This is a genomic window from Actinophytocola sp., assembly GCF_049647105.1.
In the GTDB taxonomy this organism is placed as follows: Bacteria; Actinomycetota; Actinomycetes; order Mycobacteriales; family Pseudonocardiaceae; genus Actinophytocola.
Genome location: NZ_JBARWZ010000282.1, coordinates 21,661 through 36,248, shown reverse-complemented (window position 1 = coordinate 36,248; position 14,588 = coordinate 21,661). Strand labels below are relative to the sequence as shown.

Genomic DNA, 14,588 nt, shown 5'->3' with positions numbered 1-14,588 from the left:
CTACCTCCACCTGGCCGCCGCGTTCGTCACCCTGCGCTGCCTCATCCAACAAGCCCGCCAGACCTACCGATGGGACAGCCGCCCCACCACCCGCCGCCTCAAGTGACCCTCATTCGCCGGAGCCTCTAAGGGGTGGAAGGGGCGCAGGAGTGCACAAGGATCAGGGCGCGAGCATGTCCGACAGCGGTGAGATAAGTCGTGACGGCACCAGCTCGTTCATTAGCCACATCGAAGCGCATCCTCGCTCCACGCGGCCCCGGCCCTCAGCGTCCCTCGCAGCGGCGGTCGAACAGGCTCCAGCCGCGGCGCAGGCTGTGCATGGCAAGACTGAACCAGGCGGCAAGGCCTCCGAGGCTTCGTCCGTCGGCGGCACCGGTCGAGAGCCCGGTGAGATTGTCCGCCGGTGTGGCGAAGGTCGTCCTCATCGCCAGGCTCCAGGACAGAACATGCGCGTCGGAGGACAGGATGTTCCACGCTTGCCTCAAGCCGGCCTGGCGAAACTCGTCGCCGGGGAAGATCTCTGGCGCGGCCGCCTCGATGAAGGCGGCGACGTTCAACATCGCCTGGCCGGTGCGCAGCGCACGCACGGCAGCTTCGCGGGACTCCACCCACGCGATTTGATCACGCAGCTTGGCCTCTCGCTCGGGAGTCAGCTGCAACCGCTGCAGCTCCGTTGCCTGCCGGAGGACGAGCTCGTGGTACTTACGCAGCTGCACGTAGGTGTCGGTGATTGCGATGTAGCCGCGTTCGCGGCGGGTCGTCGGCTCGTTGGGCGCGAGGACCCAGACGGCTTGGGCCGCGCCAACGATTGCGGTGCGCACCGCGCTGTACTGGCTCATGGTGTAGTAGTTCTTGAGTTCCAGCCCGTCCCAGACCAGACGTAGGTGTTCGCCGGCGGAGATCAGGCTGAGGCGCACGGTCTCGCTGATCGGCTGATACGAGAAGGCTGAATCGTCCTCGGCAAGGTCACTGCCGGGCTCGGGCCGTTCCAACTGCTTCGCGCGCTGCTGCCAACGCCTGAGGTCCGGCAACGCATCCCGAAAGACCTTGAGCTCGTCATTCACGAGCCCGTTGTACAGCACCCACAGCAATCCGGGACGGATTCCGGCGACCGCCCCGCCGATCCGGTGCGTTATGCGTTCGAGAGCGTCGTGGCCTGCGGCAGGATGTCGTTGCAACGCGGGCGGACTGAGCTGAGGGAGTCTCGGGACGGTTTCAGGCAGCGGGCTCGTACCCAGGGGCGACACCGTCGACACCTACCTGGTCAACTACCGCTCCGCCGACCAGCCACTGCCGGTCGAGCGCCGCGATGAGGGTTCTGCCCTCTGCTGTGAACGTCCCGCCAGGTGACGTGGCTCGCCGAGCATCGCAGCTCCATCGTCGCGTGCGCCGCGGTGCTGCTCCGCCGCGTGGTGCTGCGGTGGTCGACGTGGGCAGCTGCGGCTACCAGCGTCGCGCTGGTCGTCGGGTTCAGTCTCGCGGCGTGGATCATCCACATGGGTCAGGCCGACAGCGGGCCGCCCGGGAGCGCAGGCAGCACGAGTAACAGGTGGCTGGCCTCCGGCCGACCCCGCCAAAGGCCGTGTTCCACGCCGTGGTGAAGGCGATACACGAGGATCATCTGTCGCGGTGCGCTTCCGGTTCTCGCCCGAGGCAGAGCGGGCAGTTCACTCGGGACATTGGCTGCGAGCCAGGTAACGACCCTTGTCATGGTGATGACTGACGGATCAGCGATGATCAGTTCGAGATCGACATGGTTGGATGCCAGAACAACTCATCCGGGTCGCTCTCACCGGATCCACCCGCAGCCCCGACCTCCACGCTATCGCCACCACCCTCGGCCCTGATGAGGTCCAACGCCGACTCCGTGCGCTCAAGAACTGAGTCCACGGTCAGTTCGCGAGGACCGGGGGGACAGGCCAGCGACTGGCGCTGCCCTTGTATGGCCGTGTCAAGCCGAGTAAACCTGATCTCGGAAGCTACGGAGGGAAGAATCGATGCCGCGCAATCCCGTGCTCGTGGGGGACCGTTCCTTTGCCCTGAAGAAGGATGCGGAGCAGGCCTGCCGCGACGTTCTTTACCGTTATGATCCGGGACGCCGGGTCACTGGAATCGCAGACGAGCAGTTCCTGCTTGATCTCCTAGAACTACATCCGGAACGAGACGAAAAGTTGGGTTGTGGCGTAGCTCACTTCGAGGTTCGCGTCAATCCAAAATTCGTCCGGCAACGATCGTTCTATCTTGTCCGCGTCGATCGTTCCGAAACTGATTTCTCGTTTATAAAGTGCCTGCGGCCTCCATCGCACCGACGGCTGGTGATGGGTGCGATGCGACACGAAGTCTCGAATCAGGTGTACGAATTCGCCGAGGAAACCTATCGTTCACCAGCTCCGGTGTTGTGTGCGGTCACGGGTCGGGTCGTTGCGAGGGAAGAGGCGCATGTTGATCACAGTTCGCCCACGTTCCTCGAACTCGCGGAGCAGTTCGTTGGTGAGCAGGGCGGTTGGGATGAGATGGTCATCGCACGTGCGGACGGATCGATCGGGGTGCAACTCGGACGCGATGACCAAGCAAGGGCATGGCGTGACTATCACCGTCGCAACGCCACCTTGCGAGTAGTGTCCATTGAAGCCAATCTATCGTTGCTCAAGCGAGGTCCGAGAGTGCGTGGTTAGCGGGCCGTGGCGGCAATAAACTTGATGTCACAATAGCGCCCGGCCAGAGCGCCAACGTCACGTCATGCCGTCTAGCAGTCGGGTTGCGGCGTGGGTGAGGGGGATGGCTTCCTGTTCGATCCGTCGAAATGGCGTGGGGCCGACGGTTGCGATGATGTCGTACGCGGTGGCCTCGGCTTCGGTGAGGTGCGGCAGGGTCGCCGATGACGGCTTGATGGGACGGCCGGCCTTGTCGTGGTTTACGCCGTGCTGGGCGTAGCGGTGTAGGTCGGTGGCGTCCATGAGGATGGAGGTGACGGGCTTTGCCGGTGCACCGTCCGGCGTCGGCTTGGCCAGCGCGGCGCGGAACTGGTCGAGGATTGTGTAGCCGTCCGCGTCGATGTCTCCCCAGTAGACGATGTGGTTTGCTGCGCGGATCCAGGGCACATTCGCGAGGAGGGTGGCTGCGGCCTTGCCGCCGCCTTCGACCACGATCGTGTCCTTGACTGGCGGGAACCAGAGTCGGGAGTCGCGGTTCTCGACGATGAGGACGATTCGCGGCCGGTAGGCGATGTCGTGCACGTCGCCGGTGGTCCAGGCGTCGTGTCTGCGGCGGCCCGTTGCGGCGTGGTCAGGGTCGACGTAGGTCAGGTGCACGACGGTCAGCCGGGGCCGGACCTCGTTTCGGACGTCGCGTTCGGTGACGTCCCGCAGCAGCGTTCCGTGGGTGTCCAGCCATTTGGTGTGCATGCCGGGGACTGGGAGTTGACGCGCGGTCCAGGCGCTGGCGTCGGGGTGCTGGCGTAGCCAGGTCACGGCATTGATCAACACCTCCGCGTCGGCGGTTTGAAGCCGGTATGTAGCCCGAAGGGTGGCCGGGATGAGGACCGCGCCAGCCGACCGCAGCGACGACGCGAGCGTGCGGGCGCGGTCGACGTCCACGGACGGCGGTTCGGCATCGGTACGAGCTCCGGATCCGGCTTCGGCAACCAGGGCGACGGCGGCATCCAGGTCTGCGATGAGCGTGGCGGGAAACTCGCCAGTGACACCCCGGACGGAGACCGTCTTACAGACGATCTCCACGCCGACGGGAAGCTGGCCGGCGAACTCGCGCCAGCGCATGTGCCACTCGTGCCAGGCGGCGTGCCCGATCTGCTCGACGGCCTTGCCGGTCGACACACCGGGGCGGAGCGGAACGGAGAACGTGACCCGCTCGCCGACGCCCAGTTCCGCGCACACAGCTTCCGCCCACTTCTGGTTGATCTTGCGGCGGATGGCCGTGACGGCGTCGTCCGGGGTGATGAGGCGGGTGTTCATGATGTTGCCTCCGCTGCGACGGATGCGTCGGCGGTCATGTGCCGGATACACCGATGATGGGTTTTGCCCAGGATCGGCCCTGGGTGGTCTTGAGGATCAGGTACTCCGCGTCCACGTGCGGCTCGATTGCGCTGTGCTTGTCGTTGGGTGCGCCGATGATGAGTTGGAAGCCGAGTCCGCGCCACGCGCCGATGGCCCGGCCGGTGAAGTGCGCGTCCGCCTTGATGAGTGCCTCGTCGAGGAAGACGGGGGCGTAGCGGGGGCGTTCGGAGCCGGCGTCGCCCAGTTGGTAGCGCAACGCGGCACCGACGATGAACGCCACCAGTTCTTGGGACTCGCCGCCGGACTTCTCGCCGATGTGGTCGTACACGGCGACGTGCTCGCCGGCGAGATTGCGTTTCTCGGCGCTGATTCGGACGTGGTTGCGCACGTCGATCAGGTCGGCGAAGTCGGGCGCGGTGCGGCGGATGCGGTCGATCACCTTGGCCATCCGGTGGTAGGCGCGTTCGCGGTCGGCGTCCGTCGTCGCCTTGTCGATGAAGGCACGTACTTCGCGTAGTTCCTTGCGGAACCGGGCGCGCACTGCGGAGTGGCTTTCTTGCGGGTCGATGCGGAGCCGGTGGTCGTCGTCGGCGAATGGCAGGTCGGCGAGGATGCGGTTGACGGGGTCGATTCGGTCGCGGATCTCTCGGACAGCGGCGGCGAGTTCACTGTCGAGGCTGGTGAGGTCGTTGCCGGAGAGTTTGAGCAGGCTGTCGCGCCACTCGGTCTCTAGCTCGTGCAGGCCGTTGGTCTCCAGGTCGGTGAGCAGGTGGTCGAAGTCGCGGTAGGAGGCGTGCGGGTCGGTGCCGAGGTTCGGGTTGGGCCAGCGCTCGACGAACGTCGAGAATGTGTCGTGTAGTGCCTTCTCCGATCGGCTGATCGATTCCGTCGCGGACTGCTTGTCGGCGCGGCGCCGCTCGGTGGCACGTTTCATGGCGGCGTCGAACTCCGCGAGCGCTGCGGTCGGGGCGGTGTCGTCTGAGGCTCCGTCGAACAGCGTCGCCAGGTATGCCCGGTGTTCTCGGCTGACCTCTATGCCGGTCTCCACGGCGATGTCGAGTGCCTGCTGGGCGTGATCCACCTCGTCGACCGTCGATTCCCAAGACTCGCCGAGCGTTTTAGCCTCGCCCTTCTGCTGGCCGATGCGCTCGGTCAGCTTGGTGACCCGCTTCTTGAGCTTCTCCGTATCCTGCTGAAGCCGATCGATCTCCGGGTTGCCCGCCCGCACCTCGTCGATGACGCGCGACCAGCGGTCCCGTTCTGCCTTGACCGACGCGACGTCCACCTGGTCCCAGGACAGCTCGGTCAGGGCCTGGTAGGCAGCGCGTCTGGCTTCGAACGAGTTGAGGGTCGTCTCCGCCTCCGTCACCCGCTCTTCGGCGATGTCAAGGCGTTGTTGGGCATGGCCGATCCGGGTTTCGAGGTCGGCGAGCAGCCTGCTGTTGGTGAAGCCGAGCAGGTTGCGCCGGCCGTGACCGCCGTGCGCGCCCCGACTGCGGTCCGACGTCTGGCCGGTGATCGTGAGTGCTTTGGGGTATTGCCCAAGCAGCCTAGGTGTCTCGATACAGACGTAGTCGAACCGGCGGGCGAGTTCGCTCTTGAGCCAGGCGGTGAACGGCGATGGCCGGTAGTCGAGCCGGCCGGGGAGCGTCTTATCCTCCAGTCCGACCTCGTCGCGCAGGCCAGTGCGCACCCCCTCAAACTGGACGCGCCAGGGGAGCGACACCGCGTTGATCGCCTCGCGGAATGAGCTCAACTGGCCGATGTCGATCAGCATCCGGGAGGCGAACCCGCCAAGCGCCAGGTTGAACGCTTCCCGCCACGGCTCGAACTCCGTTCGTACTTCGATCAGCTCACCGACGAACGGCAGGTCGTCCGGGGTGAGCTTGGCGGCCTCGGCCAGCGCGGCGCGTGCATTGTGCAGGTCGTCCGGGAAGTTGCTCCGCCGTGTCTTGGCGGCCTTGCGCTCGGCACGCAACCTGGTCAGGACTCGTTCGGCGTCCCGTTGTTCCGCCATTGCCTCAGCGAACTGCGTTTGCGCAGTTTTCCTGGCGTCGCTGTCGGCAAGTACTCGGTGTGCTGTCTCGACCAGCGCGACGTAATCCAGTTCGGTCGACACGGTGGCACCGATGATGTCCAGCGCCCGGTCCAGTCGCTCCCGCGAGCGTTCGACGTTGGCCAGCCGCTGCTCCACGCCGCGGATCTCTCGAAGTGCGGTGTCCAACCGGTCGCCGCCGGAGGCGCGCAGGGTGTCGATCACCCCGTCGCGCTGGGACTCCGCCGCCTTGATCAACGCGTCTGTCTCCAGCACGTTCTGCTCGGCTTGGCGGTGCCGCCGTGCCAGGTCTTCCTCGGCCGCGCGTAACAGGTCAAGCCGGCGTTCATGACGCCACAACGCGGCGGGGGACGAGGCGTCGGTGAACGCCCCGACGTCGTCGATGATCCGCAGCTGTGCCTCCGCGTCGTCGATGGTGTCCCGATGTTCGCGGATTGGCGTCAATGCCTTCACCTGCTGCCGGGCGGTGATCATCCGCTTCCGCGTGCCGGACAATTCGTCGAACTGCTGCACCACCGCGTCCGCCGTGGTCAATGTGGACGGTTCTTCGAGGACCATCGTCTTGTACAGCGCGTCAACCGTGGTGATCTGCTGGCCGGCCTGGATTCGGCCGAGCAGCCCGACCGCCTTGTGCCCGTCGCCTGCGGCCCCGATACCAAGCGTGGTGTGCAGTCGCGCGATGAATTCCTTGTCGGTCTCGAAGCAGGTGAGGCCGGTTGCGGTGACCGCGGCACGGGCGAGCTTGATGTCCGGTTTCGCCACGGCTTCCAGTGTGCGTAGGTCGTACGAGCTGTCACAGGTGGCGCGGACCGGGCCGATGTCGTCGAGGGTGCGGGCGGATGATGGCACGTACCAGGCCCGGAGCGCGGTGAACTCGGCACCGGTGTGGTCGACCCAGGTCATCGCGATCGCCGACCAGGTGTCGCGGCCGTCCCCACGCAGCACCTGCGATCTCGTCTCGCCATCGGTCCGAGACTCGTCGAGTTTCCCGCGCGCGTAGGAGAGGATGTTGCGCTGGTCCTTGCCTCTGGGTCGGCCGACGACACCGCCGTTGGACGCCCCGTTGAACGGTGTCGTGTGCGGCATGAGCAACGCGATGTAGGAGTCCATCAGCGTCGACTTGCCCGACCCGGAACCCCCGCTGAGCAGGGTCGCGCCGGAAGCGAGCCTCACCTGGTGGTACCCATCGTAGCCGCCCCAGTTGACCAACTGCAGGTTCCGCGCGACCCACTGCTGGCCACGGGAGGCCGCCGGGATCAGCCCGAACAGCGTGTCGATCATGCTCACGACGTAACCTCGTTCCGTTCGCGCAGCCACTGGTTCAGCTCGGTGAGCTTCTCGGTGCTCAGCACAACCTCGACCAGCGGTGTGATCCGGTACCGCCCTGCGGACTCCTCGGTGATCAGTCCTTCAGTGGCCAGCCGCTCTACTGCTTTACGGATGTCGCGCTGGCCGCGGGCCAGGTTGTGGTCCTCCGGATCGAAATAGGTCAGCACGGTCTGTTCCAGCTCTTCGATGTCCACCCGAGCGGACGTCTCGCCCGCACCACTTTCCCGTTGGAAGACGGTCCGCAGGTGCACCAGCACCAAGGTCTCGGCACGGTTGTAGGGGTCGTCCTTGAGCAGGATCGGCACGTCCAGCTCCGCGGAGCGCACCTGCTGCTTGTAGGCGATACCGCGGTCGTGATCGACCACGAGCCGGACGAACAGGTCATGCAACCGTGACTCGATGATCTGCTGGTTCTCCAGCAACGTGCGCCACTGTGCCGGGTACTTCTCGGCCAGCAGGAACTTGCGCCGCAACAGCTGGACCAGCACCCGCCGCACGTCCGCGTCGAGCGTGCCCGCGTCACCGGCGAACAGCTCCGCCGGGTCATCCTCCATCGAAACCGGCTCGATGAACCCCGCCGCCGTGTCATCCGACCAATCGGCTTCGTCGCTGTCCGGTTCACTCATCGTCGTCACTCCCGTCAACGCTGGCCGGCACCGGGCTCGTCGACGCAAGATTCGTCACCGACACGCCGCCGAACGCGAACCGTCGCCGAGTCTGGTCGGGGCGGACCGCTTCGACCACCGTGACCTCAGCCGTATCGGTCATTCCGAGGTCATGCGCGATCTCCAGCAGGCCGAGCAGATCAACGGGTCGTTGGATCTCCTCAGGCGCTGCGCGGAACGCGGCCGCGACATCGACACGCTCCGCATCGTCTGCGAACGCCGCCAGGTGCGCACGCAGTTCGGCGTACCGAGGACCACCCCACGCGCGGGTGTCCGCGTCTGGCACGTCCTCCGCTTCGTCCCATTCCCGCAACGGCGCGGGTGGTTGAGCTGGCCGCACATCGCTCATCGTTTGCCGCAGATGCCCGACATCGGCCACCGGAAGGCGGCGCAGCGGGTCCACAGTCGCGCTGCGCCGCGAGTTGGGTACCCACTTGTGGAATCCGGACATCACGTCCCGCAACAGCTCGTCCACCTGGCGGTCTCGCAACGGGTCATGGTTGCGGACCTGAGTGGTGATCACATGGGACGCCTGCCGTTGTGCCGTCAGCACCTCGTTGACGCCCTGCTCGATCCGGCGGGCGATCTCGGTGAGCTCCCTTCGCTGGAGCTCCGGCAGCAAGCCGGTGAATCGGTGCCGCAACACCGTGTGCAGCTGGCTCCACAGGTCGTCGATCTGCGCCGGATCACCGATCAGGCGCAACGCCCCGGCGAACGCACGGCCTTCCGGTGTCGTGTCCATGATCTGCTGGCCGCGGGCCAGGTACTCGCGCAGCACCTCACCGGTCGGCCGCACGTCCTGCCGCAACTCCGCGACGACATCCCGCTGCATCGCTTTGATCGACTCAGCCACGCGGGCAAAGTCGGCGGGCAGTTCCCGCGCCAGATGCAGCACGTTCTCGGCCGCCTCGAGCAACTGCTCGTCATCAACGGCATCCACGGTGCCGCCCTGTTCGAGACGGGCGAGCTCCTGCTGACGCTGCCGGATCTCCACCTCGAGCCGCGCGATACGGGCCATCACATCCGGATCGGCGTCCTGCGCGAGCCGCTCGATCGCGTCCAACAACGTCCTGACCCGGGACTCCGACACCCTGGTCCGGGCCCCGCCGACCCGGCCGGCGACCTCAAGCGCACCGACGCCGTGTGCGGACAACCGGTACACCTCGATGTCGTTGTCGGACACCTGTCGCACCAGCCAGCCTGCATAGACCCACTGCCTGCACAAGTCGCGCGCGTTCCCGGCAGGCAGCGGCTGGTTGTCCTCGTCGCCGTATCCCGCAGCCCGCAGCTGGTCGAGGGTGTCGTCGATCTCCGCATGTGCATCCGCCACCGCCACGGTCGGCCGCTCAGGGGTGAACAACATCGCCAGCACGGTCACCACGAACGGCGCATACGTCCGGTGGAGCAGATCAAGCATCGGGTTCTGGAACGCGCGAAGCGCACCCTGGTATGCACCCTCTACACCTCGTGTGCTCATCGTCGCTCAGAGTACGGCGCGCCGGTGTGACGCAGCAGATACATCTAGTTCTCCTCCCGCCCCGTGACGGAGTTATGCGGCAACGCGGTGTCGGGCAAGTTTGGCCAGCACGACCTGGTTGGCCTCCCAGCCGTCCGGGAACTTCGCCGGCACCGACAGGTGCACGGCGTCCGTCGACGGGTGGCTGTCCAGGAGGTCGGTGATCCCTTCGCGGGCGACGACGATGCACGCCTGCCGGTGCCGAGAGGCGAGCACGCACAACCGCCCGGCCTCCAGGTGGAACGCGGTCGCGTCCCGGCGACCGGACAGCGGGTGCACGACGATCACGACCTCGAACTCGCGGCCCTGCAGGCGGTTGGCCGTGTCGACGGCGACCTGCGCCGCGTACGGGCGGCCCGTGCGGGCGAGCGCGACCCGGACCAGGTCGGCCTGGTCGCGGTGGGCAACGCCGATCGCGACGTCACCGGCGTCCAGAACCCGGCCGCCGCGGTGGCGTTCGCAGGTGGCGATCGCGCCGCGGTCCAGCAGCCGGACGGCGAGGTCCGCGGCGGCCTGGATCGTCTCGCTGTCGGTGCGCGGGACGTGGCGGCGGGGCAGTTCGTGCAACGCCCAGCCAGTGGCGAACGCCATCGCCAGGGTCTCGTCCAAGGCGCTGCTGCCAAAGCCCGTGGCGCGGAACTCCAGCGCGCGAACCCCTTCTCCGGTTCCCGCGGTGAAGCCGGCGAACGGGTAGAAGGCCCGGGCGACGGTCGGGGCGGCGGTGGTCGAAAGGCGCCAGGACACCGGCAGCCGGTGCACGGGGGTGCCGGGGTTGTGCTCCAGCATTACGGTGACGCCGTTGCGGGTCGGGTCGTGGGGCAGCCCGATCCACCGTTCGGTGCCCACGACGGTGAAGGGGTCCAGCTGACCGGGGTCCCCGACGAACAGGCCGCGGTCGAACCTTTCGACGATCTGGAGCAGCATGTCCGAGCGCATCTGGTACGACTCGTCCAGGATCGCCCAGCTGAAGGTCTCATCGCGAACGGTGGCCCACTTGGCGGAGGTGCCGACGACGACCCCGCAGCCCGCCAGGTCGGCCACACGGGTGGCGACGACGGTGTTCGCGAGGGCGTCGACGGCAGGCGGCGTGGTGTAGCTGGACGCGCTGAGCCGGCCGACCGTGATGTCCGGGTACGCCTGAGCCAGGCGGATGACCAGGTCGTCGACCTGGTTGTTGGTTTGGGCGACGATGATCGGTCGCTCATCGCCTTTGACGAGGTCGCCGGCGGCTCGGACCACCAGTGTGCTCTTGCCGGCGCCGGGTGGCGAGTCCACGACCACCGCCTGGTGGCTGGTATCCGCGAGGTCGGCCAGGATCGCAGTTGTCGCCGCGTCGGCGGCCGCAGCCGGGTCGAACCCGGTGTGGTCGTCAGTTGTCATCGCCCCACTCCTCGGTGGCCGCTTGGTCGGCTGCGACGGGGTCCACGGTTTCGGAGTCTTCCGGGTCGCCGGCGTGCGTCCACGGGATCCGGTCCGCTTCCGGGAACACAGGGGTCGGGCGCCACCCGGGGTCGGGCAGGTAGTCGATGTGCTGCCCGACAACAGGTACAGTTCCCGGCTTTGGGACCCGGGCGCGGCCCATGCCGCCGGTGACCTCCACCATGATCAAGTTCGCGTCGCCGTCGCGGATGATGGAGACGATCTCGGCTTTGTGTCCGGGCGGCATCGTCGGGCTGATCAGCTTGGTGTCGTTGACCAGCCGGATGGGATCCAGGGTGTGCACGGTGACCCGCGGCCTCGGCACCCGCCGGTTCGACGCGGTGATGTTGACCCGGTCAGGCTCGGCTGCCGTGACCGTTCCGGCGAACGCCTCGCCGAGGCTGCGCTGGTCGGCGCGGATGTAGGGGTCGTCGAAGGCCATGTCGGCTTCGAAGTCGGCCAGCGCGCGCTCCAGTTTGCTCAGCCGCCGGGCAGCCCTGATCGCGCCGTCTCGTTTGGGCTGTGGCCGGGCGTCGCCGGAGTCCTGGTAGTCGGAGTAGTCGGTGAAGGAGTCGCAGTCGCGCTCGAAGCGTGTGGCCGCCCGCGGTGCCTCGGGGATGCCGCGCAGCAACGCGAGGGCGGTCCACATCAGACGCCAGGTCGGGTTGAGCTGTTCGCCGAGCAGCCCCCGCAGGTCGGCCTGGGCTTCGGCCAGCGCCTGCTCATTGCCAGCCGCCCGGGCGGTGTCGAACCGCCGCATCGCGGGGGCAAGGTAGATGTTGTCGAACTCCGGAGACGTCGCGGGGCCTGCGGGCGGGCACAATTCGGGGTTCTCGGCGTCGGCCATGGCCTCCTGGACCGTCAGCCCGTCCGGGGGAGCGATCCAGGCCATGAGCGAGGCCAGGTTCTGGTCCTCGAGCGCGCTCTGGCCGGTGGCCCAGTGCTCACCGAGCAGGTCGGTCATCGGCAGCAGCAGCGAGGTGCCCGCCTGCTCGGCCGTTTCGACCAGGAACGTCAGCCACTTCCCGAGTTCAGGGACGACCGCGGGCACCGGGTACGGGCCGTCCGTGCGGCGGAACCGGCACATCCGGCCCATGTCGCCCAGCGCCTTGATCCCACCGGGGTTAGGAACCAGGATCTGAGGAGCAGAGGTGTAGCGGGACCGCCGTTCCTCGCCGCGGGAGGGGATTTCCCGGCGGTCCTGGCGGCAGGAGTCGATGTAGTCCATCACGATACGGCCGAATTCGGCGGCGAACGCGAACCGCTGGTCCCGGTTGCGCGGCTGGCCGACGACCAGCAGGGTCGGCGACCTCCTGCTTTCGCCGACCAGCACCGCCAACGGCGTGCCCGCTTCGCCCGCCATGGTCAGCGGAATCACCACCAACGGCCGGTCGGACAGGTTTCGGTGCCGGAAGCGGGTCAACGGCATCGCGGTCATCGCCTCCATCGCCTCCAGATGGGCCAGCGCCGATACCCGGCTCATGAGACTGCTCCCGCCGCGCCGGGGGAGTCGACCAGCTCGGCCCGCAACCGGGCGGCGTGCCGCAACGCGACAGCCATCTCGACCTGATCGTCGTTCGGTGTCAGCGTCCCTCGGGCCAGGCCGAGGGCCATGGTCACGGTGTCGATGCCACCGAGGTGCTCGCGGACCGCGGGCCCGAGCACGTCGAGCGAACCGTCGGCTCGGGCCCGGGAGCGGCAGTAGAACGCCATCTCGCAGTGGTTGAGGCACTCCGGGAAGTAGGTCGCGGGCACCTGGTCCAACGCCTCGGCCAGCTCCTGTGCCGGACGCCGCGGGCGGCCGGTGTCGTCGGCAGCGAGGTCGAAGGTCAAGCCTTCGGGCAGGAGGTCGACCAGGTCGCCAATGCGCTGGATCCGCTCCAGCTGCCGGGTCAGGGTGGCGACCTGCTTGCGCGCGTCGACGAACGCCCCGGTCGGCCGGTTGGTGAAGTCCTTCGGCGCGATCAGCACGATCGTGTCGGAAACGGATTCGGGTCCGATGCCGCCCGCGGCAAGCATGGCTCGCAACGCGATGATGTAGGCACACGCCTGGGTCGTCGCCGCCCGCACCTGCGCTGGCGCGGCCTGCCCGTCGACGATCGGGAAGCTCTTGATCTCCACGACGTGGAAGCGGTCGCCGATGCGGAAGGCGACGAGGTCCGGCTCGAGGAACACGGAGTGCCCGCCGACGACGAGCCGCAGCATCGGGTGGTCGTAGAGCGTGTCGCTGCCCTGCCCGCGGGCGGCGGCCGTCAGCAGGTGCGCGGTGCGGGCGTGGCGGGTCTCGGCGCGGCCGTCACCGCCGACGTCGTTGAGGTCCTGGTAACCCACCTCCGGCAGCGTGAGCTGGAGGGTCTCACGCAGGACCCGCAGCAACTCCGCGCAGCCGTTGGCCTTCACCATCGACTCGAAGACGTTGCCGCGCGCGATGGCGAAGGACGACTGGCCGAACGGAGCTGGGTAGCCGGCGTGGGCGGCGATCGCGGCCTTGTCGGAGCCGGAAGCGTCCAGCACGGCACGCAGCATGCAGCGGGGGTTGTTCTCCAGCGCGGCCAGCGTTCGTGCGTTGTGGTGCATACGGGGTGCGGGGCCGCGCAGTGCGGCCAGGCGCTGGTCGGTAGTTGCGATCACGGTGTTCGTTCCTTGCGGTGGTGCGATAAATGCGGTGGGGCTCGGGTCAAGCTTCGGCTTGTCGGCGTCTGACGTCTCGTAGCGACGCGCCGAACAGTTGCTGAGCGTCGCTGAGTTGCTTACGTGCCCGCCGGGCTGACTCGGCTCGGGTGGCGTGGTCGATGTCGGCGTGCACGTCCAGTTCGGCGCGTGCGGCGTCGATCACCTGGTTCGGGTCAGGAGGCGTGCCGACGTCGGCGGTCGGTTTCGTGCTCGTGGCGCCGGGGATGTTCACGGCGAAGCGCCAGAGCAGGCGCCACGCCGTCGGGCTGGCTTCGGTGTCCGGCGAATCGACCGAGCCGCGGATCGCCTCGGCGATGCGGATCGCGCCGGTGAGGAAGTCCACGCGTGGCGACAGTGGACCGATGATCCGCTGCTCCAGCCGCCAGGTGCTGATCGTGACGAGCGCCCGTGCCGGTGACAACAGGTCGTGGGTCAGGGCGGGGCACAGGTAGTACGGCCGGGCGCCGGGTGCGGCGTGGTAGGAGCGTTCCTCGTCCCGGCGCAGGCTCGACAACTTCGACGCGGACAGCTCGCCGGGGAAGAACGCCTCGTGGACGCTCACGATGAGCTTGGGTGCGGCAGGGGTCTGCAGCAGCATCAGCGCCCGGTGGGCGTGCTCGCGCGCCGGAAGCATCGCTCCCCAGCCGACCGGCGCGCTCGGTAGCTCGTCCACCTGCTCGGCGGTCGTAGGAGCGGTGGACGGGTCTTCGGTGTCGACGAGGGCGCTCCAAGCCCGTTCGGCGCGGCGAAGCCGTGCACGCAGCTCGTCGAGCCGAACGGAATCACCAGCGGTGGCTGCGTCGCGGATCGCGCGGCGCAGCATGGCGATGTTCTCCTCCAGCGCATCCAAAGGGTCGCTCATGATCGAGAGCGTACCAGACTTCCAGATGGCTTCCAGAGTTCTCCTGAGTTATCGT

At 67.6% G+C, this 14,588-nt stretch carries 11 protein-coding genes and 1 pseudogene; 3 read left to right on the top strand and 9 right to left on the bottom strand.

The window, feature by feature from the left end; all coding sequences use genetic code 11:
- A pseudogene (locus tag WBA97_RS33565) lies at positions 1-106 on the top strand (IS5/IS1182 family transposase); the annotation flags it as partial.
- A 157-nt stretch (positions 107-263) separates the two neighbouring features.
- Here WBA97_RS33565 and WBA97_RS33560 read toward each other — a convergent pair.
- Positions 264-1,064, bottom strand: coding sequence for a hypothetical protein (locus WBA97_RS33560; protein ID WP_424235009.1), 801 nt, complete (start codon positions 1,062-1,064; stop codon positions 264-266).
- A 697-nt stretch (positions 1,065-1,761) separates the two neighbouring features.
- Here WBA97_RS33560 and WBA97_RS33555 point away from each other — a divergent pair.
- Complete coding sequence (locus tag WBA97_RS33555) at positions 1,762-1,884, top strand: hypothetical protein (RefSeq protein ID WP_424235008.1); 123 nt, start codon at positions 1,762-1,764, stop codon at positions 1,882-1,884.
- A gap of 113 nt (positions 1,885-1,997) precedes the next feature.
- Positions 1,998-2,675 carry a DCL family protein gene (locus WBA97_RS33550; protein ID WP_424235007.1) on the top strand — a complete coding sequence of 226 codons (678 nt, stop codon included), beginning with the start codon at positions 1,998-2,000 and terminating at the stop codon, positions 2,673-2,675.
- A 57-nt stretch (positions 2,676-2,732) separates the two neighbouring features.
- Here WBA97_RS33550 and WBA97_RS33545 read toward each other — a convergent pair whose 3' ends face one another.
- From WBA97_RS33545 to WBA97_RS33510, 8 genes are all read right to left on the bottom strand, one after another.
- Positions 2,733-3,971: a Wadjet anti-phage system protein JetD domain-containing protein gene (locus WBA97_RS33545; protein ID WP_424235006.1), complete on the bottom strand. Its 1,239-nt coding sequence runs from the start codon at positions 3,969-3,971 to the stop codon at positions 2,733-2,735.
- A 34-nt stretch (positions 3,972-4,005) separates the two neighbouring features.
- A complete protein-coding gene (locus WBA97_RS33540; protein WP_424235005.1) occupies positions 4,006-7,356 on the bottom strand; it encodes an ATP-binding protein in 3,351 nt (1,116 codons plus the stop codon).
- Positions 7,353-8,024, bottom strand: a complete 672-nt coding sequence (locus WBA97_RS33535) for a DUF4194 domain-containing protein (protein ID WP_424235004.1) — start codon at positions 8,022-8,024, stop codon at positions 7,353-7,355. The genes WBA97_RS33540 and WBA97_RS33535 overlap by 4 nt, the downstream gene beginning before the upstream one ends.
- Complete coding sequence (locus WBA97_RS33530; RefSeq protein ID WP_424235003.1) at positions 8,017-9,540, bottom strand: DUF3375 domain-containing protein; 1,524 nt, start codon at positions 9,538-9,540, stop codon at positions 8,017-8,019. Before WBA97_RS33530 ends, WBA97_RS33535 begins: the two co-directional genes overlap by 8 nt.
- A gap of 72 nt (positions 9,541-9,612) precedes the next feature.
- Positions 9,613-10,959 (bottom strand): AAA domain-containing protein, encoded by a 1,347-nt coding sequence (locus WBA97_RS33525; RefSeq protein ID WP_424235002.1) that lies wholly within the window; start codon positions 10,957-10,959, stop codon positions 9,613-9,615.
- Complete coding sequence (locus WBA97_RS33520) at positions 10,949-12,481, bottom strand: hypothetical protein (protein ID WP_424235001.1); 1,533 nt, start codon at positions 12,479-12,481, stop codon at positions 10,949-10,951. The genes WBA97_RS33525 and WBA97_RS33520 overlap by 11 nt, the downstream gene beginning before the upstream one ends.
- Positions 12,478-13,629: a hypothetical protein gene (locus WBA97_RS33515; protein ID WP_424235000.1), complete on the bottom strand. Its 1,152-nt coding sequence runs from the start codon at positions 13,627-13,629 to the stop codon at positions 12,478-12,480. The genes WBA97_RS33520 and WBA97_RS33515 overlap by 4 nt, the downstream gene beginning before the upstream one ends.
- A gap of 46 nt (positions 13,630-13,675) precedes the next feature.
- Entirely contained in the window at positions 13,676-14,533 is an 858-nt protein-coding gene (locus tag WBA97_RS33510) for a hypothetical protein (RefSeq protein WP_424234999.1), read from the bottom strand.
- Between the last annotated feature and the right edge of the window lie 55 nt (positions 14,534-14,588).